Source organism: Arthrobacter sp. JDC6, assembly GCF_056484025.1.
This window is the reverse complement of the sequence record NZ_CM151278.1, coordinates 3832077-3853850: the sequence shown is the minus strand read 5'-3', so window position 1 is coordinate 3853850 and position 21774 is coordinate 3832077. Positions and strand designations below refer to the sequence as shown.

At 66.5% G+C, this 21774-nt stretch carries 18 protein-coding genes, 1 tRNA gene, 1 other RNA gene and 1 pseudogene; 10 read left to right on the top strand and 11 right to left on the bottom strand.

Going from position 1 to position 21774, the window contains the following annotated elements; all coding sequences use genetic code 11:
• Positions 1-14: 14 nt before the first annotated feature.
• An RNA gene (gene ffs, locus ACV095_RS17760) (signal recognition particle sRNA small type) lies at positions 15-111 on the bottom strand.
• 391 nt (positions 112-502) lie between these two features.
• Between ffs and ACV095_RS17755 the strand changes: the two genes are divergently transcribed.
• Positions 503-587 (top strand) — tRNA-Ser (locus ACV095_RS17755).
• Positions 588-667: 80 nt separating this feature from the next.
• Here ACV095_RS17755 and ACV095_RS17750 read toward each other — a convergent pair.
• Positions 668-1603 (bottom strand): oxygenase MpaB family protein, encoded by a 936-nt coding sequence (locus ACV095_RS17750; protein ID WP_478222400.1) that lies wholly within the window; start codon positions 1601-1603, stop codon positions 668-670.
• 102 nt (positions 1604-1705) lie between these two features.
• On the opposite strand from ACV095_RS17750, the pseudogene ACV095_RS17745 reads away from it, so the two are divergent.
• Positions 1706-2512 (top strand): annotated as a pseudogene (locus ACV095_RS17745) (M23 family metallopeptidase); the annotation flags it as partial.
• Between the two features lie 122 nt (positions 2513-2634).
• On the opposite strand, the gene ACV095_RS17740 reads toward ACV095_RS17745, so the two are convergent.
• Positions 2635-3357, bottom strand: a complete 723-nt coding sequence (locus ACV095_RS17740; RefSeq protein ID WP_478223493.1) for a hypothetical protein — start codon at positions 3355-3357, stop codon at positions 2635-2637.
• Positions 3358-3422: 65 nt separating this feature from the next.
• Here ACV095_RS17740 and ACV095_RS17735 point away from each other — a divergent pair, with 65 nt between their 5' ends.
• Entirely contained in the window at positions 3423-3935 is a 513-nt protein-coding gene (locus ACV095_RS17735) for a glutathione peroxidase (protein ID WP_478222399.1), read from the top strand.
• A gap of 159 nt (positions 3936-4094) precedes the next feature.
• Positions 4095-5024 (top strand): phosphodiesterase, encoded by a 930-nt coding sequence (locus tag ACV095_RS17730; protein ID WP_018771864.1) that lies wholly within the window; start codon positions 4095-4097, stop codon positions 5022-5024.
• 17 nt (positions 5025-5041) lie between these two features.
• Here ACV095_RS17730 and ACV095_RS17725 read toward each other — a convergent pair whose 3' ends face one another.
• On the bottom strand, positions 5042-6667 hold the full coding sequence (locus tag ACV095_RS17725) for a stealth family protein (protein WP_018771865.1): 1626 nt from the start codon (positions 6665-6667) through the stop codon (positions 5042-5044).
• 95 nt (positions 6668-6762) lie between these two features.
• A complete protein-coding gene (locus ACV095_RS17720; protein WP_478222398.1) occupies positions 6763-7692 on the bottom strand; it encodes a hypothetical protein in 930 nt (309 codons plus the stop codon).
• A 148-nt stretch (positions 7693-7840) separates the two neighbouring features.
• Between ACV095_RS17720 and ACV095_RS17715 the strand changes: the two genes are divergently transcribed.
• Positions 7841-8140 (top strand): type II toxin-antitoxin system VapB family antitoxin, encoded by a 300-nt coding sequence (locus ACV095_RS17715; protein ID WP_026266165.1) that lies wholly within the window; start codon positions 7841-7843, stop codon positions 8138-8140.
• Complete coding sequence (locus ACV095_RS17710; RefSeq protein WP_026266166.1) at positions 8133-8795, top strand: LytR C-terminal domain-containing protein; 663 nt, start codon at positions 8133-8135, stop codon at positions 8793-8795. Before ACV095_RS17715 ends, ACV095_RS17710 begins: the two co-directional genes overlap by 8 nt.
• Positions 8796-8813: 18 nt before the next feature.
• Here the strand turns inward: ACV095_RS17710 and ACV095_RS17705 are convergent, their stop codons facing one another.
• Positions 8814-9500: a TetR/AcrR family transcriptional regulator gene (locus tag ACV095_RS17705; RefSeq protein ID WP_223993709.1), complete on the bottom strand. Its 687-nt coding sequence runs from the start codon at positions 9498-9500 to the stop codon at positions 8814-8816.
• Positions 9501-9535: 35 nt separating this feature from the next.
• Entirely contained in the window at positions 9536-10234 is a 699-nt protein-coding gene (locus ACV095_RS17700) for a DsbA family oxidoreductase (RefSeq protein ID WP_478222397.1), read from the bottom strand.
• Positions 10235-10447: 213 nt separating this feature from the next.
• Here ACV095_RS17700 and ACV095_RS17695 point away from each other — a divergent pair, with 213 nt between their 5' ends.
• Positions 10448-11509, top strand: coding sequence for a glycosyltransferase family 4 protein (locus ACV095_RS17695; RefSeq protein ID WP_478222396.1), 1062 nt, complete (start codon positions 10448-10450; stop codon positions 11507-11509).
• A gap of 57 nt (positions 11510-11566) precedes the next feature.
• The gene (locus ACV095_RS17690; RefSeq protein WP_478222395.1) at positions 11567-13735 is read left to right on the top strand and encodes an amylo-alpha-1,6-glucosidase; all 2169 of its coding nucleotides are present in this window, start codon (positions 11567-11569) and stop codon (positions 13733-13735) included.
• A 31-nt stretch (positions 13736-13766) separates the two neighbouring features.
• Here the strand turns inward: ACV095_RS17690 and ACV095_RS17685 are convergent, their stop codons facing one another.
• Complete coding sequence (locus ACV095_RS17685; RefSeq protein WP_478222394.1) at positions 13767-14300, bottom strand: N-acetyltransferase family protein; 534 nt, start codon at positions 14298-14300, stop codon at positions 13767-13769.
• Between the two features lie 14 nt (positions 14301-14314).
• Positions 14315-15274 (bottom strand): D-2-hydroxyacid dehydrogenase family protein, encoded by a 960-nt coding sequence (locus ACV095_RS17680; protein WP_478222393.1) that lies wholly within the window; start codon positions 15272-15274, stop codon positions 14315-14317.
• A gap of 130 nt (positions 15275-15404) precedes the next feature.
• Between ACV095_RS17680 and ACV095_RS17675 the strand changes: the two genes are divergently transcribed.
• Complete coding sequence (locus tag ACV095_RS17675) at positions 15405-16598, top strand: MFS transporter (protein WP_478222392.1); 1194 nt, start codon at positions 15405-15407, stop codon at positions 16596-16598.
• A gap of 206 nt (positions 16599-16804) precedes the next feature.
• Here ACV095_RS17675 and aceB read toward each other — a convergent pair whose 3' ends face one another.
• Complete coding sequence (gene aceB, locus ACV095_RS17670; protein WP_224084265.1) at positions 16805-18457, bottom strand: malate synthase A; 1653 nt, start codon at positions 18455-18457, stop codon at positions 16805-16807.
• A 218-nt stretch (positions 18458-18675) separates the two neighbouring features.
• Positions 18676-19992: an isocitrate lyase gene (aceA, locus tag ACV095_RS17665; RefSeq protein WP_478222391.1), complete on the bottom strand. Its 1317-nt coding sequence runs from the start codon at positions 19990-19992 to the stop codon at positions 18676-18678.
• A gap of 176 nt (positions 19993-20168) precedes the next feature.
• Between aceA and ACV095_RS17660 the strand changes: the two genes are divergently transcribed.
• Entirely contained in the window at positions 20169-21653 is a 1485-nt protein-coding gene (locus ACV095_RS17660) for a helix-turn-helix domain-containing protein (RefSeq protein ID WP_478222390.1), read from the top strand.
• The last annotated feature ends 121 nt before the right edge of the window (positions 21654-21774 follow it).

The following is a 21774-nucleotide window of genomic DNA, read 5'->3' as shown; positions in this document are numbered from 1 at the left end:
CCCTGTGGGGGAATAGTAAAGACCCCCCATGCACCCGCCAGAGCCCGTCTACCCTTGCTACCTTCCGGTCCTGGGGGAGTTCAACAGGATGACGCCACATGAGGGGCCGCGAGCTACTTTACCCGAACATCCGGCTCGACTCGAATCGGCCGTCGCCTGCTGCCCGGAGCCCGCTTCTGGGGAACAACACAGTGCCGGAAGCTATTCAGACGGCGGTCTTCATTGCTTATCCCGCCGGCAGCCGCGATCATTGGTATGTACACCGATTGGGGCAATCTCAAGGTTGTGAGCTGCGTGGCCTGGCTGAACGGGACGGACCCGGCAGCTCAACGGTGCGTCGGGGAATGGGCGCGTTGGGGGCGTCCATTTCCAGCTTAAGGGCGATGCGCAGGCGTCTCCGGGCACGGGCAGGGGAGCGCGGAAATCCTGCTCCGAACAGCCCAATTGGGCGATGCGGAAAAGTTCAGGTAATCTAATACCTGCTTTTGATTCAGAAGCAGTTGGAGAATTCGCCTAGCGGCCTATGGCGCACGCCTGGAACGCGTGTTGGGTTAACGCCCTCGGGGGTTCAAATCCCCCATTCTCCGCCGGTTAAGAACCCGGCCCCGATGATTCCGGGGCCGGGTTCTTGCTTTTCCGCCGTCATGGGCTCCTGGTCGTGGACCCCCTAGGCCATGTCCGCCAAAGGCTCGCCCAGCCGCCTCAGGCGCTGCCTCGCAGCCAGTTCGCTGGGACCCATCCGCCGGCGAAGCCCGCCCAGGGCAAGATGGACGACGCCGAGCACCACCTTTGTGCCCAGCCTCACGGGCAGGGGGAAGGGGCCCAGCCGTGGAACGGAAAGCCCGAGCATCTGGCGGTACCGGGGTTCCAGGCTGTACACGGCAGCCGCAAACAGGATCCGGTAACCGGGCTTCAGCAGGGGATGCAGCGGAGCGTTGCGGATGAACTGAACCGTTTCCTTCACCCTGTCGTCCGCGCGCAGGACGCCCTGCGTGTACCACTGGTCCAGCTGGCCGCGCATCTCCGCCTCGGTCAGCGGCGGGTTGTCCACTCCCATCAGCCGCCCGGCCTGGGCCCACTCCCGGACGTAGGCGTCCGGGCCGCCAGGAATGGGTCCGCCCCAGATCTTATGGGCTGCCAGGAAGCCATCCGTGAAGGCGATATGGATCCAGCCGGCCAGCCCGGAGTCGTTGGCACTGTAGGTGCGTGTGCCGCCGTCGTTGTCCTTGTAGGTGCCCTGGACCGGCTCATGGAGCCGGCGGACACGCCGTGTTGCCTCCTCGGCGGCCGCCGTTGAGCCGTATGTCACCGTGAAGATCCACCGGATGGTGTTGGCCAGCCGGCGCAAGGGGTCTTCCCGGAAGTTGGAGTGTTCGTGCACTCCCGCCAGGGCACCGGGGTGCAGCGACTGCATGAGCAGTGTCCGGATCCCGCCAACGATCGGCGTCATGGAGCCATGGACTGCCCAGACGGCCGAGCCGGGCAGGTGGTAGCCGGCGTCGTCGCCTTCCGCCAGCCGCAGCGACCAGTCCGGTGGTGCATCAGCCTTCCCTGAAAAGGTCTTCTTGATTTCGTCCTGCCATGTTCGAAGGACATTGCGCATGAGACATTGTTGCCCATTTCTGCAGGGGCACCGCGACCAGCCTCCTGAGCAGCGGAAACTCCCAACCCCCTAACGCCCGCAAAAAACCCGCAATGTGCACCCATGGGGTTTCCACCCCTGCGGTGCTGTGGTCCCATGGGACATACCGTCGAGACAACGGGCGGCAGGCCACGACGTGGAGTCAGTCACTTGGGCAAGAATCCAGCGCCCGGCACCAGAAAGCCGGCCCAGCGTAGCTTTCCCCCCGTTGCACGCGCCGTCGCCGCGGCGGGGGTGCTGGCGGCGTCCGTTTATGCCGTCAACCTTTCTGCCGGCCCGGCAGGGCCTGTGCAGTGGACGGGATCAGTTGCGGGCACCGGGACCGAGGGTGCTGCAGTCCCCGGCGGAACATCCGGCGGGAACAGCATCGGGGAAGCGCAAAGGGAACCCGGTCCGCCGGCGTCGGACCAGGTCGGCGCCGGCGCCCTTCCGCCGGCCATCCTGTCCAGTCCTATGGTCACCCTGGCTTTCCCACATACGACGATAGGAAGTACGGGCGCAGATGCCCCGGCGGCCCTGACAGTAGGGCCGGCGGGCACGGGCAGGCCCGGAGCCGGCTTTTTGATGGCCCCGCTTCAGCTCCTCGAGCCGAGTTCGCCGTTCGGCTTCCGGGTCAGCCCGATCAGCGGGACTGCTGGTGATTTCCACCTGGGCCAGGATTATGCAGCGGCCTGCGGCATGCCCGTCCACGCAGCCGACGCCGGTGTTGTACGCGCGGCCGGATGGCATCCCTGGGGCGGCGGCAACCGTGTGGAGATCGATCATGGCGACGGCCTCATCACCACCTACAACCACCTTGAGTCCATCGGCGTCCATACGGGCGATACAGTGCAGGCAGGCCAAGTCATCGCGCGCGTTGGTACCACCGGATGGTCCACGGGCTGCCACCTGCATTTCGAGGCCATCCTGAACGGGCGGTATACAAACCCCCTCAGATGGAGCTTCCTGCAGCTCCGCACTATGAACTGGGCCCTTCCTGCCGACATGGTCTCCTATGCGCCCGGCCAGGGGCTGTCTGCCGGCAGGATCAGCTGGACCATCCCCCTTTGGGTGGATCCGGGCGGAGAAATCCCCGCTGCCGGGCTGCAGGTTTCACCCTTCCCGCCACTCCTGCCGCTTGCACCGGCACCTGCGCCCTCGGAGGCGACGGGTGTAGTGCTTGCGCCCCCTGACGCGCAATTGACGACGACGGCCCCGCCACCCGCTGAACCTTCGGGGAGTGCCGCGTCGCCGTCGCCCACGGACCCCGCGCCCGGCCCGTCGCCGTCACCGACCGACCCGGCAACTCCGACGGCCTCGCCCAGCCCGTCGGACCCGGCAACTCCGACGGCCTCGCCGAGTGATCCAACTGCCTCGCCCAGCCCGACGCCGTCGCCGACTGACCCGGCAACTTCAACGTCAACTCCGACGGCCTCACCCAGCCCGACGCCGTCGCCGTCGCCGACTGACCCTGGTCCAACTCCGACGCCGACTGAACCATCGCCCACCGCTCCAGCGGCCGCTACGCCAACCCCGGCGCAGACAACCCTCGAACCGACCCCAACCCCGACCCCGACTCCAACCCCGAGCCCGGCGCAGACAACCCTCGAACCGACACCAACCCCGACCCCAACCCCGAGCCCCACGCCAACCCCAACCCTGGCGCCTCCGCCGGCAGAACCCGAGCCCACGGCAACCACCTCGTCAACCATGACGCCAAGCGCGACGGCCACCACCCCGCCGGCCTAGGAAATCTTCACTTTGGACCCGTACGGTGGGACCTCGGCAACGAACTGTCCATATGAGCAACCCTCCGCAGACCCGACGGCATGCGCCGCTGTATCCCATCCCGCTGGTCCTCAACGACGGCACCCGGACGGACTTCAGCCAGTTCAAGGGAAAAGTGGTGTTGGTGGTCAACGTGGCCTCCAACTGCGGTTTCACCCCCCAATACGCCGGATTGGAGGCCCTTTACGAAAAGTTCCGGGACCGCGGATTCGAGGTCCTGGGCGTTCCGTGCAACCAGTTCGCAGGGCAGGAGCCCGGAACCGACAGCGACATCGCGGAGTTCTGCGAACGCAATTTCGGGGTCACGTTCCCGCTCACCGCCAAGGCCGATGTCCGGGGCAGGAATCAGCACCCGCTCTACACCGAGCTCACCAAGTTCAAAACGGGGCTGCTGCCGGGGCTGGTGAAGTGGAATTTCGAGAAGTTCCTGGTTAACCGCGACGGCGAGGTGGTGGCCCGCTTTGCCCCCACCGTTGAACCGGACTCGGCCGAGGTCATCGACGCGGTCGAGCAGGAGCTCGGATAAACGCGGTCTGGCCGAGCCGGGTCTGCAAAAGCGCAGTTCTTCCAACTTTTTCCACATCAGCTCCGGCGATTTACCCCAAGTTTGCCAAATGTCTGATTGGATAAATATTACTGAAGGGTACAAGGGAAGAACGGCTTCCCACCGACCATAGAGGTAGCAATGGAGCACATCGAGGCCGAACACCCCCGGCCACGCCACTTCCTACTCCACCTGAGCGATCCCCACCTGTTGGGAGGTCCAGACCCCCTCTACGGAACTGTCGACAGCGAAGCCAGGCTCATCCAGCTCTTCGACGAAGTCAAAGCATCCGGCGCAAGGCCGGAAGCCGTCATCTTCACCGGCGACCTCGCTGACAAAGGCGATCCCCGGGCCTACGTGAAACTGCGGGCCATTGTGGACCCTGCCTGCAAGGAGCTCGGCGCCCAGGTCATCTGGGCCATGGGAAACCACGATGACCGGGCCAACTTCCGCAAGGGCCTGCTCGACCAGCCCGGCAGCGACGAGCCGGTGGACCACAGCTACTTCATCAATGGGCTGCGCGTCATCACGCTGGACACCACTGTGCCGGGCTTCCACCACGGCGAACTGAGCGGCGCCCAGCTGGACTGGCTGGCCCGGCAGCTGGAAACCCCTGCCCCGGACGGCACCATCCTGGCCCTCCACCACCCTCCGGTCCCGTCCGTGCTTGACCTTTCCGTGCTTGTGGAACTGCGCGACCAGGCCTCGCTGGAGGCAGTGGTCCGCAACTCGGACGTCCGCACCATCCTGGCCGGCCACCTGCACTACTCCACTACGGCCAGCTTCGCCGGCGTCCCCGTCTCGGTCGCTTCCGCCTCCTGCTACACCCAGGACCTGAACGTCCCGGTAGGAGGCACGCGCGGGCAGGACGGCGGCCAGGCCTTCAACCTGGTGCACGTCTACGAGCACACCATCGTGCACTCCGTGGTCCCGCTGGGCGCTTCACCAACGGTGGGCGAGTACGTGTCACCCGAGGAAACGGCCCGGCGGCTGGAGGCTGCGGGGATCCGGATCCCGGAGACCACCAAGCAGCGCGGCAACGCCAAGCTCGGAGCGTCCACCAGGCGGTGACTACAGCCTGGACCGGGCTACTTCTCCCAGGGCGCCTTGATGGGGAAGTACCTTTCCAGGAAGTCCGTGACCACTTCGGCGCGCTCGTCCGCGCTGATCTCCGGGAAGCTCCCGTCGTTCAGGCAGAAGAAGTCCATGTTCCGCTTGGCCAGCAGCTTGGGCAGGTATTTCAGCCCTGAGCGCATGGTGGTGTCAACGTAGCGGACCTTGGCGGCTGTCTGTGTAACGGCCCGGCCGGTGAGCAGTGCGTAGTAGTGGTAGAACGAGTTGGTCACGGAGATGTTGTCCGCAGCGCGGAAGCGGCTGGCTGCCGTCTTGCTGAACTCCGCGGGGAACTCCTCCTCCATCTGGGCCACCACGCTGCGCCGCAGCGGCGCGGCGGTGTGCTCCAGGTGGCGGGTGGTGATCCGGCCGAACCGGTTCCAAAGGAGCTTGCGGTTCACCCTGGCGGCATTCTCAAACCCGCTGCGCTCAGCGGCGTTCTCACCCAGGCCGATCCTGGTTTCCGCCTCGATGAACTTGGTGATGCCGCCGGGCGTGAAGAACATGTCAGGGCCCACGGGGCGGCCAAAGAACATGTCGTCATTGGAGTAGAGGAAGTGCTCGGACAACCCCTCGATGTGGTGCAGCTGGCACTCCACGGCCTGGGAGTTGTGGGTGGGCAGCACGGAGGGGTCAGCGAAGAACTCCTCGCTGCGGACTATGGTGACCGACGGGTGCTCTGCCAGCCAGGCAGGCGCGGGGGAGTCGGTGGCGATGAAGATGCGGCGGATCCACGGCGCGAACATGTACACGGACCGCAGCGCGTACTTGAGTTCATTGATCTGCCGGAACCGGGCCTCGTGGTCGTCACCTTCGCCCAGGACGACGCCCTGCTGCTGCGCGCGGCGGGCAGCAATGTATTCCGGGGAGCTTCCGTCCACCCAGGAGAAGACGAGGTCGATGTCGAAGCTGATGTCGCTTGCGTGGTCGGCGAACATGTTCTCGATGGTGGGCCAGGTATGGCCGTAGCGTTCCACGGTGCCGCGGACGGCGTCCTGGCGCAGCAGGGTCCTGCGGGTCAGCGAGTTTTCGATGGGAAGGATGAGTTCCTCGCCCTCGAAGGACCAGAGTTCGATCTGCACCCCGGCAGAGGCGCCGAACTCGAAGCCGCCCACCGGCTCCACCCGGGGCCGGTACAGGCGGAAGATGCGGCCCTGCCGGTTGGGCGAGAGCTCCCCGTCGGCCACCAGGACAGACGTCTTCTTCTTGGCGTCCACGGTCATGGAATAGAAGGGCTCGTCCCGGCACGCCTCCACCAGGGCGGCCCGGAGCTTCTTCCGGTCCTTCCAGTCCAGGGCCAGGACAGGGCGGTCGTTGTTGCCACGGACCAGCAGATAGTTGAGGCCCGCGTTCGCCAGGACATTGCGGAGGAACAGCAGGTCCTCCACCATGGCCTGGTACGGAGTCCTGGTGTCATTGATCAGGGCAAAACGGCCCTTGTGCCGGATGACATCGGGGCGGTGCCTGAGCCGCTGCTCTGCCGCCGGAGACGTGATCTCGGCGTGAAATTGTTCCTCCACGGACGCCTGGCCGCCGTAGTAGACCTCGTCCTGGACCGGTGCTTCTGTAATGGTTGTCTCCGAGCTGGTGGAAGTGGGCATTCTTAACTGCATGATAGTCCTGCTGGAGTAACGGAAGGTTTCGGGGCCCGGTTGAAGCCCCTTGGCGACGTTTCGACGGCGGCCCGGCAGGGGGCTCAGGCGTCCAGCGCCTCACGCCAGCTGCGCAGGAAGGCCCCGCCGGCGTCGTCGTGGATCACTGTTTCCTCCAGCCCGAGGTCCGCTGCGGTCAGCACCGGATAGGGCTTGGCCGGCACACCGTCCGCCGGCCGCACATCCACGTGCTTCACCGGGTGGTCGTTATGGTGCAGCCAGTCCGCCATGGCGTAGTCGGTGCGGGAATCGCCCACCGTCCGCCACGCCTGCGGCGTGATGCCCTGGGCCGCCAGCAGCTCCACCGCCCGGCTGGCGCCAAGATCCTTCCCCAGCCGCACCGACTCGATGTCCGTGGAAATGATGGTGGGGTCCACGCGGTAGTCCACCTCGTCGTCGGAGTTCGGTGCGTGGTGATCCAGGCGGACAACGCCCAGCCCGTGGCGCCCCATGAGCGCCATGGCCTCGGCGTCGAAGAGCTTCTGCTCGGCCAGGTAGTCCGCGCTGGGCACATCGATGTGCTGCTCCACGGACACCATGGCGCGCTTGGTTTCGTCGAAGAACATGTGGGCTGCATAGTCCTCCGCCACCAGCCGGCGGATGTCCTCGCCGTACGCCGCCGGAACGGCAAGCTCCCGGTCCACGTGGATGGGGCCGGGGCCGGCAGAGGTGTAGCTGAACCAGACCGCACCCTTTTCGCAGACGGCATGGATGACAGTTCCGGCTGGAATGCCGGCGGCGATCATCGGTTCCATGACCTGCTCGCGGATGAAGGCGTCGGAACGGCCGGTGTTGAAAATGACGGGGATGCCGGCTGCGGCCAGCGCCACCAGGTCCAGGATGATGTCCGGTTTGACGTCCCGCGTCAGCGGGCTGGCCACGGGGCCGTCCACGTCAAGCAGGAGCGCCAGCGGCGGCGCGGACGGCTGGCGGATTCCGGGCACGGGCGCGGCAGGGGACTCGGATACTGTCATGGTTCCATTCTGTCAGCACGGCAGGCGCTGCCGCTGTGTGTCCGCCCAGCGGCCGGGGCGCAGGGCATATGGTCACTGTTTGGCTACAACCTGGCGCCGGTCCGCCCTGCCACTTTCGCTGGGGCAGCGCGGTGCCTACTGTGGCATGGTGATATTCAAAGCTGTGGGCGAGGGCCGCCCTTACCCCGACCATGGTTACAGCACCCCCAAGCAGTGGGCGTCGCTGCCGCCGCGACCGGTCCGGCTGGACGAACTGGTCACCACCAAGCGCACCCTTGACCTGGAAGCGCTGCTGGCGGAGGATTCCACATTTTTCGGCGACCTGTTCCCGCACGTAGTGCAGTACAAGGGGACCCTCTACCTCGAGGACGGCCTGCACCGCGCGGTCCGGACCGCCCTGCACCAGCGCACCGCGATCCACGCCCGGGTCCTGGTGCTCGATGGCTAGGGGGCGGCCGAAGGACCCGAGTGTCCTTCATGGCCACCATGTTGTTTCCGGCCCTGAGTTGCGCGCCGCCATGGAAGCGGCCGCGGATGCCGATGAGACCGCCCGGGTCCGCCGCCGCGTGCTGCACGGGGTGGTGCTGGTCCTCCTGGCAGGCCTGATCGCCGCAGGCATCATCGTTGCCATGGCCATCATCAACGGCCGGTTGAAGATCCCCGCCGCTGAGCCCGCCCCGGCGCCGGTTTCCTCCTGCCCGGCCTCCATGTTCGACTACGTACCCAACGACAAGATCAACCTCAACGTCTACAACTCCACCACCAGGGCCGGGCTGGCGCGCTCGGTGGCGGACGAGTTCCTGGCGCGGAAGTTCGTGGTGGGGAACGTCTCGAATACCAACGCCGGCTACCGGGGTGTGGCGGCCGTGGTGTCAGGTGCGGGCGGACAGTCGGCGGCATTCACCGTGCAGCGCAACGTGCCGGGGTCGGACTACTTCCAGGACGGCAGGACCGACGCCAGCGTGGACGTGATCCTGGCGCAGGACTACAAGGCACTGGTCCCGCCGGATCTGGTGGACCAGACGCCGGGAAAGCTCAGCTGCCCCCGGGAAAGCCGGCGCATAGCGGACACCAACAGACTGCCTGTCACCCCCGCGGCCTGACCTCCAGCCAGCCGGTCCTTAGCCGGCCACTGCGGGAAGCTGCGCCACTGCCGAAAGCTGCGCCGCTGGCGGAAGCTGCGCCACCCGGATGGGCCGCCCGTCGTCGTCGAACCGCGCACCCGCACCCAACTGGATGAAGCGCACCGTCCTGGCCACGCGGGCTTCCAGCTCGGCCGGCTCGTCGCTGCCCCTGGCCGCACTGGAGGACAGGGTCCCCAGGATCAGCTGGGACTGCTGGCCCACGTCCGCCACCGGCAGGTACCCCTGCTCCATGCCGTCGCGCAGGATGTCCTGCAACAGGACGCTCAGCTCGCCTACATGGTCCGAGAGCTTGGCAAAGGACGACGGCGACAGCACCGCCCCCATGGCAGGTCCGGGCGGGAGGTGGCGGCGGCTGAGGTCAACCACCTGGGCGCGGACGTACAGGGCCAGCCGTTCCACGGGGTTGTCCAGCCGGGCCAGCGATTCACGCAGATCGGAAAGGAACTTCTCGGTCTCATCCAGGGCGTAGGAGATCAGGAGTTCTTCGATGTCTGCGTAGTAGTTGTAGACGGCCGTGCGGCCCACCCCGGCATGCCTGGCCACGTCTGTCATGGTCAACCCCGGGAGGCCATGGGTGAAGAGGAGTTCCCCAAAAGCGGTGAGGATGCGCCGCTGGGTGTCCGCGCGTTGTTCGGCATTGCTGGCCGCTGAAATCCTGGGCATGCAGACACTTTACCGCGATGTGTCAGTAAAAGGCGCTACACCGCGCAGCCGTCGGGGCCGCAGGCGCCGCCGTCGGAGGAGTTGACCAGGACCAGCGGGTTGGCAGCCTGCCAGGCCTGGGCGAGGGCGGCGGTGAACGTCTCCGCCGGCTGGGCTCCGGACAGCCCGAACTTGCGGTCGATCACGAAGAACGGCACGCCGCTGATGCCCAGGCCCTGTGCCTCCTGGACGTCGAACCGGACCTCGTCCGTGTACTTGTCCGTGGTGAAGAGCTCCTTCACCTCATCGGACGGCAGGCCAAGATCGTTGCCGAGGGAGGACAGGTAGTCCCGGCTGCCGATGTCCTTGCCGTGCTCGAAGTGGTCGCTCAGGAGGCGCTCCTTGGCCGCATCCTGCCGGCCGTGCGCCGCTGCAAGGTGGATCAGGCGGTGCGCGGTGAAGCTGTTGGCCACCACCACTTTGTCGAAGCGGTAGTCCAGGCCTTCGCCTTTTGCCTGCTCCGCCACGTGCTCAAACATCTGCGCGACCTGCCGTGACGGCATGCCCTTGCGGCTGCTCAGGTACTCCAGCTCGGTCCCGTCGTAGTGTTCCGGCAGGGTGGGATCCAGCTGGTAGCTCCGCCACACCACCTCAACGGCGTCACGGTGGGGGAATGCTGCCAGGGCCGCCTCGAACCGGCGCTTCCCGATGAAACACCACGGGCAGGCAACGTCAGACCAGATCTCAATCTTCATGCCTTGCACAACCGGGCCGCGCCTGCGGCCATTCCGCCGGCGCCTTATGAGATGGCACACATCCGCTCTTGTGGCCGGGGCAATCCTGGGCAATAGTCGGAGTTAGGTGAAGCAGACGCCAAACAAAATGAGAACACCACGGGACCCCAACGGTCCCGCGGGTTGATGCGCCTGGCGGCTGGGGAGCTCGGGCCCCTTCCTTGGAGGCCAGACATGCGAATTGGACTGATTGCGGGACCCTGGATTCCCATCCCTCCGTTGACTTACGGCGGCATCGAAAGGGTGGTGGACACCCTGGCGCGTGGCTTCGCGGCCGCCGGACACGAGGTCCTGCTCGCCGCCCCTTCCGAAAGCACATGCCCCGTGCCGCTGGTGCCGGGCATGCGGCCGGCGTCCCGGGACGAGCTTGGCTCAACCATGTCCGAACTCAGCCACGTGATCCGGGCCTACAAGGGGCTGCAGGACGTGGATATCATCCACGACCATACGCTGGCCGGCCCGCTCTACGCCCACCGTCCGGCCAAGGTTCCGGTGGTCACCACCATCCACGGCCCGCTCCACAAGCAGGCAGAGGACCTGTACCGGGCCATGGCGCCGGATGTGGCAATCGTGGCGATCTCCCGCGACCAGGCTTCACACGCTCCCGAGGTTCCCGTCACCCAGGTGATCCATCACGGCATGGACGTTTCCACTGTCCCGGTGGGAAGCGGCCGCGGCGGTTACCTGTGCTTCGTGGGGCGCGCATGCCATGACAAGGGGCTGCTTGAGGCCATCACGATCGCCCGCAGGGTGGGCATGCACCTGAAGATAGCGGTCAAGATGCGGGAGAAGGACGAGGTCCGCTACTTCCGGGAGGTCATCGAGCCCATGCTGGGCCCAAACGAGGATTTCGTGGGGGAAGTGGACGATGCCGCCAAGTACCGCCTGATGGGCGAGGCCACGGCCTTCCTCAACCCCATCCAGTGGTCCGAACCGTTCGGACTGGTGATGATCGAGGCGCTGGCCACGGGCACTCCCGTCGTCGGGACGCGCATCGGTTCAGCGCCCGAGATCGTGGAGCATGGCCGGACGGGCTTCCTGGGGCAGACAGAGGATTTGCCCGGCTTCGTTGAGGCAGCAGCCGGCTTGAGCAGGGAACGGTGCCGGGCATCAGTGGAGGAGAGGTTCAATGCCCAACGGATGGTGGCGCAGCACCTGAGGCTCTTTGATGAACTGCTGGCGGGCAGATTGCCCGGAGGGGTTCCGGATGCCGCGCCCGTGCACCAAAATCGTTAAGGGGGCGGGCGGCCTTCCGGCTCCCCGGCAGCAAATCGCCTGAGAAGGGAGTCCTTCATGACCGCCTGGAACGAAGACAACGAGGCCTCCGGGTCGGACGTCGGCGCCGTCACCGTCCTGGAGGGTTCTTCGTTTTGCATATCGGCCGGAACCGGCGACATCAGCCCAGACGCCGGCACGAACGGCGCGTTCTTCCAGGACACCCGGATCATCTCCCGCTGGGTGCTGCGCATCAACGGCTCGATGCGGGAGCCGCTGTCTGCCCAGCGGCCGCATCCGTTCGAGGCCACGTTCGTTGGCCGTGCCGCGTGGCCCGGGGGCAGGTTCGACAGCCCGTTGGTGGTCCGTCAGGTCCGCCACATCGGGCCCGGCCTGCAGGATGACATCAGCCTGGAGAATTACGCGGCGGAGCCTGTTGAGTGCGACATCGAACTCCTCGTGGATGCGGATCAGGCCGATCTCTTCGACGTTAAGGGCGGGCGGACCACCGGCCCGGACGATACAACGCGCACCGTGGTGGATGGAAAGCTCATCATCGAGGCATCACGGCATGGCCAGCAGCGGGGCTCCGCCATCGGGGCACGGGGTGCAGAGGTGAACACGGACGGGTTGCGTTTTCACATCACCGTCCCTGCCCGGGGCAAATGGGCCACCAGCGTGATTGTGGTGCCGCTGGTGAACGGGGAGGCGCCGGAAAAGCCCTTCAAGGAAGGGCAGCCTCCGCACCACCGGGAAGGTGTGCGGCGGCATCTGGCCTGGGAAGAGAACGTCCCGCGGATCAGCGTCGAGGACGCAAGCTTCCAGAACGTGCTCAACCGGAGCCAGAGCGATCTTGGTGCCCTGCGGATCTTCGACGCCCATCACCCCGACCGCGCCGCCGTAGCCGCAGGTGCGCCCTGGTTCATGGCGTTGTTCGGACGGGATTCGCTGCTGACTTCCTACATGAGCCTGATGGTCAACCCGAACCTTGCGCTGGGCACGCTGCAGACCCTGGCCGGGATCCAGGGGAAGAAGGTTGACCCGGACTCAGAGGAGGAACCCGGCCGCATACCGCACGAGGTCAGGCTTGGTGTCACCGCCGGCCTGTCGTTGGGCGGCACCGCATATTACGGCACCGTCGACGCAACCCCCCTGTTCGTCTCCACCCTGGGCGAGTTGAGCCGGTGGGGGCTCTCCCGGGATGCGATCCAGCCCTTGCTGGCGCACGCGGACCGGGCCCTGGAATGGATCGAAAAGTACGGCGACCGCGACGGCGACGGCTTTGTGGAATACCTTCGGCCCAACGACCATGGCCTGGTGAACCAGGGCTGGAAGGACTCCTGGGACGGGATCAACTTCGCGGACGGGACCATCGCGGAGGCGCCGATCGCCCTCTGCGAGGTCCAGGCTTATGTGTACTCCGCCTACCTGGGCAGGTCCTTGCTGGCCCACTGGAGCGGCGATTCGGGGCTGGAACAGCATTGGGCCGGAAAGGCGGCAGCTTTCAAGGAGGAGTTCAACAAGAAGTTCTGGCTGCCGGACAAGGGGTACTTCGCGGTGGCACTGGACAAGGACAAGCGGCATGTTGATGCGCTGACCTCCAACATTGGCCATTGCCTATGGACGGGGGTGGTGGACGAGGACAAAGCCACGTCCGTCATGGAGAACCTGATGTCCCCGCAGATGTTCACGGGCTGGGGCATCCGCACGCTGGCGTCGGACATGGGCGCCTACAACCCCGTCAGCTACCACAACGGCTCGGTGTGGCCACACGATACCGCGCTGGTGGCCACCGGGCTGATGCGCTACGGATTCGTGGACGAAGCCAGACGGGTGGCCTTGGGCATCCTCGACGCTGCCGAGCACTTTGACGGCCGGCTGCCGGAACTGTTCTGCGGCTTTGACCGCGGCGAATTTCCCGGCCCCGTTCCGTATCCCACCGCTTGCTCACCGCAAGCCTGGGCTGCGGCCGCGCCGGTGCAGCTCGCCCGGATCCTGCTCCGGTTCGACCCCGTCTTCACCCGCGGGGTGGTGCACCTGGCACCGATCCTGCCGGAGTCCGTGGGTTCGTTCCGGGCGGAAAACGTCCTGCTGGACAGCAGCCGGGTGACCATCAGCGCTGCCGGATCCACCGGAACCATCGACGGTCTCCCGCCGGGGCTGAAACTCCTGGACGAACCGCGTCCGCCGCTGGCCTACCCGGTGGAAAGGGTGGGCGCCGGCGCGAACGCCAGCAGGCTGCACTGACAGCGGCGCTGCTAATCAAGGACCTGGACCGCTACTGCAGTGCGCGCTCCAGCACGAAATCATGCTCCACTGTGCTGCCCAGCCGGAAGGATTTGGTACCCACCCTCCGGAAGCCGGACTTTTCATAGAAGCGGATGGCGCGGGCATTCTGGCTGTTGACACCCAGCCATGCCCCGGCGCCGCCGGTCCCTGCAGCAGCCGCCAGGCTGGCATGCATGAGTTCGGCGGCGGCGCCCAGTCCGTGGTAGTCCGGGTGGACGTAGCATTTGCTGATTTCCACGGACGGCAGCAGGGTCAGGACGGACGCCACATCCGGATCCGCGGCTGGCCGGTCCACCAGCAGGCTGTAGCCGTTGAGCCGGCCGTCCGCGTCGATGACCAGGATGGTGGTGTCCGGGTCCGCGAGGTATCCCTTGAAGTGTTCTTCGCTGAGCGTGTTGGCCAGGTGCGCGGCGATGTCGGCAGGTGACGACGACGGCGGGCAGGCCAGCGGAAAGGTGACGGAAGCCAGGGCGGCGAGCGGGCCGGCGTCGTCCGTTGTTGCCCTGCGGATGGTGTGGGTCATGCGTTTCTTCCAGGTCAGGCGGTGAGGGTCCGGATGGGGGCGCCGGCGAGCCAGGCGGTGATGTCCTCAAGGGCGCCGCCGTAAAACAGCCGGTAGCTTTCCTGGGTGACGTAGCCCAGGTGGGGGGAGAGCACGGTGTTCGGCGCGGCCAGGAGCGGATGGCCGGCCTGAAGGGGCTCCTGGTCGAAGACGTCCAGGGCGGCGCCGCGGATCCACCCCTGGTTCAGCGCCGTGACCAGCGCGTCCTGGTCAACCAGCGGGCCGCGGGCGGTGTTCACCAGGATGCCGTCCGGGCCCAGCAGCCGCAGCTCGGCCTCGCCCACGGTGTTCTCGGACCGGGGGGAGAGCCGCAGGTGGAGGGTGGCGATGTCGGCTGCCGTGAAGAGCTCCTCCTTGGACACCAGCCGGGCGCCGGCCTGTGCGGCGTCCTCAGCCGTGAGATTCTGGCTCCAGGCCACCACGTCCATGCCGAACGCCTGCCCGTAGGCGGCCACCCGCCGGCCGATCTTCCCCAGACCCACGATGCCCAGGGTTTTGCCGGCGAGCTCCACCCCCACCGTCGACTGCCAGGTACCCGCCCGGAGCGAGTTTTCCTCCGCCGGCAGGTGCCGGGCGATAGACAGCAGCAGGGCCCAGGTCAGTTCCGGCGCAGCGGAGGGCGAACCCGGCGTACCGCACACCGTCACCCCGTGTTCAGCAGCTGCCGCCAGGTCGATGGAGGCGTTCGCCATCCCGGTGGTGACCAGCAGCTCAAGCGCCGGCAGTTTTTCGAACACCTCACGGGGGAAGGCCGTCCGTTCGCGCATCGCGATGACCATGGTGGTGTCTGCCAGCGCCGACACCAGCGCATCCGGGGATGTGAAGGGCTCCCGGTAGGACGTCACGGTGACACCCTTCGCCTCCAGGGCCGCGAAGTCGGCGAAGCCGTGGGCCACGTCCTGGTAGTCGTCGAGGATGGCAAGGCGGTGCGTCATGGCTGTCCTTCGCGGTGTCCTACGTCCTTGGGTCACGTTCATCGTATGGCAGGGTGCCTGAAACTCCCGTCACGCCGGGCATGATAGCAATGGGAGTGATGAATCCACGCCCATTCCCGATTTTGCCCCTGTGAGCGGCCACGTCCTCTCCCGCCTCCCGAAGAGCTGGGTCCTGCTGGCCTGCATCGGCCTGCTGGCGCTGAACCTCCGCGGCCCCTTCGTCGCCGTCGCGCCCCTGGTGGACCCCATGCAGGCGGAACTGCACTTTTCGCCGGTCCTGCTGGGACTGCTCACCAGCATTCCGGTGCTCTGCTTCTCGCTCGCGGCTCCGCTGGCGTCCCTGGCCGCCCGGAAATTCGGGGCCGAGTTCGCGGTCACGCTGACCATCCTGGGCGTACTGGCGGGCGTGCTGGTGCGCTCCGCCGGGGGCCCGGTGCTGGTGGTGGCCGGCACGGTGGTCATCGGGTTGGCCATCACCGTGGGGAACATCGCGGTGCCGCTGATCATCCGCCGTGATTTTGCGCCGCGCCGGCAGGGGACAGCGATGGGAATCTACACCGCCGCCCTGAATATCGGGTCCTTCCTGACCTCGGTGGCCATGGCCCCGCTGGCGGCCGTGACGGGGTGGAGGCTGGCCCTGGCCGCCGTCGCCGTCCTGGCAGTCGCCGCGGTGGTGGTGTGGGTCCTGGCCGTGGGACCGCGGACGGCGTTCCTGGTATCGGGGGACGACGGCGGGGACGCGCCGCTGCCCCGGGCGGCCGGTTCGGGCTGGACCACCTTCGGCCTCACGGCCGGCTTCGGCGGCCAGGCGTTCTCCTACTACGGCGTCACGGCATGGTTGCCCAGCTACCTCCACGACGAGCTCGCCATGTCCACGTCCGAGGCGGGCGCCGCGTCCTCGATCTTCCAGATCCTGGCCATCGTGGGCGGCCTCGGCGTGCCCTTCGCGGCCAAATACATGAGTACGACGGCGGTGGCGGTCACCCTGGGTACGTTGTGGCTGGCGGTTCCCCTCGGGCTGCTTTTGCTGCCTGAGCTCTGGTGGCTGTGGTCCACGTCCGGCGGCATTGCGCAGGGCGGCGGCATTACCCTGATCTTCATCGCCATCATCAAGCTGGCACGCGACCAGGCTTCCGCCGGCCGGATGTCCGCCACCGTCCAGGGCCTGGGCTACTGCCTCGCCGCAGTGGCCCCGCCGCTGGTGGGCTTCGTCCACGACAGCTCGGGATCATGGACTCCCGCACTGCTGGTCATCCTGGTGTCGGTACTGGCCTTCTTCGTCAGCACTACCCTGTCTGTGCGGAAGGTGCCGAAAGGGCGCTGAGGCGGGCGTCCGCCGTCGAACGTTCCGCCGCTCAAACGCCCGCCCACTTTCTTTGGGAAAGTGAGCGGGCGTCTTGGTTTTCCCGCACCAAGTGAGCGGGGGTGTGGCGGTTGCTCCGTCGCCGGGCCGGCGCCCCGGATTTCGGGGGGCCTGTTGCGGAGGGCGTGCCGGCCCGGCGGACGGAAGTGTGTGGTGCTGGTCCCTGGCTAGGCTGCGGCCAGCTCCTCGACGGTGGCCTTTTCGCGGGCCTCGGTGAGGTAGCGGGCGTAGGCGGGGAGGGTGAGGAAGGACGGGAACTCACGGGCCAGCGTTACTTCTTCGAAGATGTCCCGGGCGTCCTCGAAGCGGTCGCCGTCGAAGCGCTCCAGCCGGGCGAATTCCTCGTCCAGGAGTTCCTCCACCCATTCGTGGCTGATGATCTCGCCGTGGTCCGTGATGGCCCGGGCGTAGATCCACTGCCAGAGCTGGGACCGGGAGATCTCGGCGGTGGCGGCGTCCTCCATCAGGTTGTGGATGGCCACCGCGCCGTTGCCGCGCAGCCAGGACTCGATATAGCGGATGCCCACTTCGATGTTGTTCCGAATGCCCTGCTCGGTGATGGTGCCGGTGGTGGCGGCCACGTTAATCAGGGCGCGGTCATCGGGGGTGACGTCCTCGCGGAGCCGGTCCAGCTGGTTGGGCTTGTTGCCCAGGACGCCGTCGAACACTTCGCGGCAGACGGGCACCAGGTCCGGGTGGGCTACCCAGGAACCGTCGAAGCCGTCGTTGGCCTCGCGGGTCTTGTCCGCACGGACCTTTTCGAGGGCGTTGGCGTTGGCTTCCGGGTCCTTGCGGTTGGGAACGGCCGCGGCCATGCCGCCAATGGCCATGGCGCCGCGCTTGTGGCAGGCCCTGACCAGCTGTTCGGTGTAGGCGCGCATGAACGGCTGCGTCATGGTGACCTGGCCGCGGTCCGGGAGGACGAAGCGGGGGCCGCGGGTGCGGAAGTTCTTGATCAGGGAGAAGATGTAGTCCCAGCGGCCGGCGTTCAGGCCCGAGGCGTGGTCGCGCAGTTCGTAGAGGATTTCCTCCATTTCGAAGGCCGCGGTGATGGTTTCGATGAGCACCGTGGCGCGGATGGTGCCCTGCGGGATGCCGAGCAGGTCCTGGGCCAGGATGAAGATGTCGTTCCAGAGCCGGGCTTCGAGGTGGTTCTCGATCTTGGGCAGGTAGAAGTACGGGCCCTTGCCCTGGGCCAGGAGACGGCGGGCGTTGTGGAAGAAGAACAGGCCGAAGTCCACGATGCCGCCGGCGATGGGCTGGCCGTCGATGAGCATGTGCTTTTCCGGCAGGTGCCAGCCGCGGGGGCGGACCACGATGGTGGGCAGGTCACCGGCGGGGCGGAGCTTGTATTCCTTGCCTTCTTCGCTGGTGAAGTCGATCCGGCGTTCCAGGGCGTCGGTGAGGTTCAGCTGGCCCTTGATGACGTTCCGCCAGGTGGGGGTGGAGGCGTCCTCCATGTCCGCGAGCCACACCTTCGCGCCCGAGTTCAGGGCGTTGATGGTCATCTTCTTGTCCACCGGGCCGGTGATCTCCACACGGCGGTCCTCCAGCCCGGGTGCCGGGGGAGCCACCCGCCAGGACGGATCATTCCGGATCTCCTCGGTCTCCCGCAGGAAGCGGGGGTCCGCCCCGGCGGCAATGTCGGCCCGCCGTGCCCGCCGTGCCTGCAGCAGCTCCTGCCGCCGCTCAGCGGTGGCCCGGTGCAGCTTGGCAACGAACGAGAGGGCGTCCGGAGTCAGCACCTCGTCCTGCCGGCAAATGGGCTGGGCGGTCAAGGTAACGCCATTGATCGTGAAGCTGTCAGTAAAGCTGTTCATTTCAGTCTCCTTAAAGACGAAAGGGAAGTTCGACGGCGGGTAGCAGCAGGGTGGCGACTGAGGCACGAGGCCGAGGAGCCGGTGTCGCGGCAGCCTGCGTAAAAGGGGCCCTGCGTCCGGCCTCGGCGAGTTCTACGAGCCCAAGGCCGGACGTGGGGAATAGCAGGCAGAGCGATGCCGGTCCGAAGGCCGGACGGAACACCCGCCGTCGTAAGTTGCTAGTGGAACTGGCCCTCTTCGGTCGATCCGACCAAAGCGAGGGTGGAGGCGTTGGGGTTGAGCGCCGTGGAGATGTCATCGAAGTAGCCGGTGCCGACTTCGCGCTGGTGCTTGGTTGCGGTGTAGCCGCGGGACTCGGAGGCGAATTCCTTTTCCTGGAGTTCGACGTAGGCGCTCATGCCGTCGCGGGCGTAGCCGTGGGCGAGGTCGAACATCGAGTAGTTCAGGGCGTGGAAGCCGGCCAGGGTGATGAACTGGAACGTGAAGCCCATGGCGCCGAGCTCGCGCTGGAACTTGGCGATGGTGTCGTCGTCCAGGTGCTTGCGCCAGTTGAAGGACGGGGAGCAGTTGTAGGAGAGCATCTGGTCCGGGAACTCGGCCTTGACGGATTCGGCGAACTTGCGGGCCAGTTCCAGGTCCGGGGTGCCGGTTTCCATCCAGATGAGGTCGGAGTAGGGGGCGTAGGCCTTGGCGCGGGCGATGCAGGGCTCGATGCCGTTGCGGACCTTGTAGAAGCCCTCCGCGGTGCGCTCGCCGGTGATGAATTCCTGGTCCCGTTCGTCGACGTCGGAGGTGATCAGGGTGGCTGCCTCGGCGTCGGTGCGGGCGATGACGACGGTGGGGGTGCCGGCGACATCGGCTGCCAATCGGGCGGCGTTCAGGGTGCGGACGTGCTGCTGGGTGGGGATGAGCACCTTGCCGCCCAAGTGGCCGCACTTCTTTTCGGAGGCGAGCTGGTCTTCCCAGTGAACGCCGGAGGCGCCGGCCTGGATCATGGACTTCATGAGCTCATATGCGTTCAGTGGGCCACCGAAGCCGGCCTCGGCGTCTGCAACGATCGGGACCAGCCAGTCCTCGACGGTCTGGATGCCTTCGGAGAATTCGATCTGGTCGGCGCGGAGCAGGGCGTTGTTGATGCGCCGGACCACCGTGGGGACCGAGTTGGCCGGGTAGAGGGACTGGTCCGGGTAGGTGTGGCCCGAGTTGTTGGCGTCCGCGGCTACCTGCCAGCCGGAGAGGTAGATGGCGCGCAGTCCGGCCTTGACCTGCTGCACGGCCTGGTTGCCGGTGAGGGCGCCCAGGGCGTTGGTGTAGCCGCCGGTCTTGTGCTCTTCGGTGAGCTGCTTCCACAGTTTCTCGGAGCCGCGGCGGGCCAGGGTGTGCTCTTCGGAGACGCGGCCGCGGAGGCGGACGACGTCGGAGGCTGAGTAGTCCCGGGTCACACCTTCCCAGCGGGGGTTGGCGGCCCACTCGAGCTCCAGGGCGGCGGCCTGCTCTTCGGGCGTCTGCTGGGTGGGCTCAAATGCTGCGGTCATCGTTGATCTCCTTGATTGAGCTCCGGATGGAGTAGGTGGGAGCCGCGCCGTTGAGGCTCCCACCGGCTTATCCGGTGCGGTGTTTCTTTCCGTGACACCTACTTTTCAGCACTTTCAACCCCCTTTCTAGATAGAAAGTGTGGAAAGAAACGCAGTTCTTCACGTATTCTTCAGAAATGTCGCCTACAAGCTGGAACAGGGACGTTTCCCAGCCGTCCTCCGCCGCCCCCGCCGAACTCGATGTCATCTCCCTGGGCCGCCGCGTCCGCCATCTGCGCAAGCAGGCCGGGCTGACGCTCGATGACCTGAGCGCCGCCGTCGGCACCGCGCCCAGCCAGCTGAGCCTGATTGAAAACGGCAAGCGCGAGCCCAAGCTGACGCTGCTCCAGCACCTTGCTGCAGCGCTGAACGTCACCATCGACCAGCTGCTCGGCGCCGAGCCACCCAGCCGCCGGGCTGCCCTTGAGATTGAGCTGGAACGGTACCAGCGGGGGCCGCTGTACGAGTCCCTTGACCTGCCCAGGATCCGCATCAGCTCACGGCTGCCGCTGGATGTCCTGGAGGCCCAGGTGGGGCTGCTGCATGAGCTGGAACGCAAGATGAACGAGCAGGTGGCCACCCCCGAGGAAGCACGCCGCGCCAATGGTGAGCTGCGGGCGATGATGCGGGAACGGGGCAACTACTTTCCCGAGTATGAGGCCGAAGCCCAGAAGGTCCTCAAGGAGGTGGGCTACACCACCGGTCCGCTGAGCCAGCACGTCATTGCTGACATCGCCGCGCACCTCGGTTTCACCCTGCACCATGTGGGGGATCTGCCGCATTCCACCCGTTCAGTGACGGATTTGAAGAACCGCAAAATTTACCTGACGCAGAGCCAGCGGCAGGACCACGACCCCCGCTCGGTGCTGCTGCAGGCCCTGGGGCATTACGTCCTGGGCCACGAGACGCCCAAGAACTACGGCGACTTCCTCGCGCAGCGGGTGGCCACCAACTATTTCGCCGCCGCCCTGCTCCTGCCCGAGCAGGCCACCGTGGAATTTCTGCAAAAAGCCAAGGCGGCCAAGGAAATCGCCGTCGAGGACATCCGGGACGCGTTCGCTGTGTCCTACGAGACCGCCGCGCACCGGTTCACCAACCTGGCCACCAAGCACCTGGGCATCACCACGCATTTCCAGAAGACACACCAGAGCGGCATCATTTACAAGGCGTATGAGAACGACGGCGTGAACTTCCCCCAGGACCATACCGGCGCCATTGAGGGCCAGCCGTCGTGCAAGGCCTGGACGTCACGTGCGGTGTTCGACGTGCCGGACAAGTTCAGCGCGTACAGCCAATACACGGATACGCCGTCCGGGACCTACTGGTGCACCGCCCGTACCGAGCGCTCGGCCGCCGGGGAGTTCTCCCTGAGCATCGGGGTCCCGTACCAGCACGTTAAGTGGTTCCGCGGCCGGGAGACCACTGCGCGGGCCACATCCAACTGCCCGGATCCCACCTGCTGCAAGCGGCCACCAGCCGAACTGGCCACGCAGTGGGCCGGCAACGCGTGGCCCTCAGCGCGGGCGCACTCGCACCTGCTCGCCGCCATGCCTCCGGGAGCCTTCCCGGGCGTGGACGAAACCGAGGTGTACAGCTTCCTGCAGGCCCACTCGGGGAGCTGAACAACGCCCGCTCACTTCTGGCAGCTTGTCGCTGAACGCCCGCTCACTTTCTTGACCAAAGTGAGCGGGCGTCGCCGTAAGTGCTGCCAAACGTGAGCGGGCGTCGCCGTAAGTGCTGCCA

Coding starts and splice junctions, on each gene's coding strand:
- ACV095_RS17710 (WP_026266166.1), top strand. CDS start 8,133: ATGGCTAGGGGGCGGCCGAAGGACCCGAGTGTCCTTCATGGCCACCAT.
- ACV095_RS17705 (WP_223993709.1), bottom strand. CDS start 9,500: ATGCCCAGGATTTCAGCGGCCAGCAATGCCGAACAACGCGCGGACACC.
- ACV095_RS17690 (WP_478222395.1), top strand. CDS start 11,567: ATGACCGCCTGGAACGAAGACAACGAGGCCTCCGGGTCGGACGTCGGC.
- ACV095_RS17700 (WP_478222397.1), bottom strand. CDS start 10,234: ATGAAGATTGAGATCTGGTCTGACGTTGCCTGCCCGTGGTGTTTCATC.
- ACV095_RS17750 (WP_478222400.1), bottom strand. CDS start 1,603: ATGCGCAATGTCCTTCGAACATGGCAGGACGAAATCAAGAAGACCTTT.
- ACV095_RS17725 (WP_018771865.1), bottom strand. CDS start 6,667: ATGCCCACTTCCACCAGCTCGGAGACAACCATTACAGAAGCACCGGTC.
- ACV095_RS17695 (WP_478222396.1), top strand. CDS start 10,448: ATGCGAATTGGACTGATTGCGGGACCCTGGATTCCCATCCCTCCGTTG.
- aceB (WP_224084265.1), bottom strand. CDS start 18,457: ATGAACAGCTTTACTGACAGCTTCACGATCAATGGCGTTACCTTGACC.
- ACV095_RS17680 (WP_478222393.1), bottom strand. CDS start 15,274: ATGACGCACCGCCTTGCCATCCTCGACGACTACCAGGACGTGGCCCAC.
- ACV095_RS17720 (WP_478222398.1), bottom strand. CDS start 7,692: ATGACAGTATCCGAGTCCCCTGCCGCGCCCGTGCCCGGAATCCGCCAG.
- ACV095_RS17735 (WP_478222399.1), top strand. CDS start 3,423: ATGAGCAACCCTCCGCAGACCCGACGGCATGCGCCGCTGTATCCCATC.
- aceA (WP_478222391.1), bottom strand. CDS start 19,992: ATGACCGCAGCATTTGAGCCCACCCAGCAGACGCCCGAAGAGCAGGCC.
- ACV095_RS17730 (WP_018771864.1), top strand. CDS start 4,095: ATGGAGCACATCGAGGCCGAACACCCCCGGCCACGCCACTTCCTACTC.
- ACV095_RS17685 (WP_478222394.1), bottom strand. CDS start 14,300: ATGACCCACACCATCCGCAGGGCAACAACGGACGACGCCGGCCCGCTC.
- ACV095_RS17660 (WP_478222390.1), top strand. CDS start 20,169: ATGTCGCCTACAAGCTGGAACAGGGACGTTTCCCAGCCGTCCTCCGCC.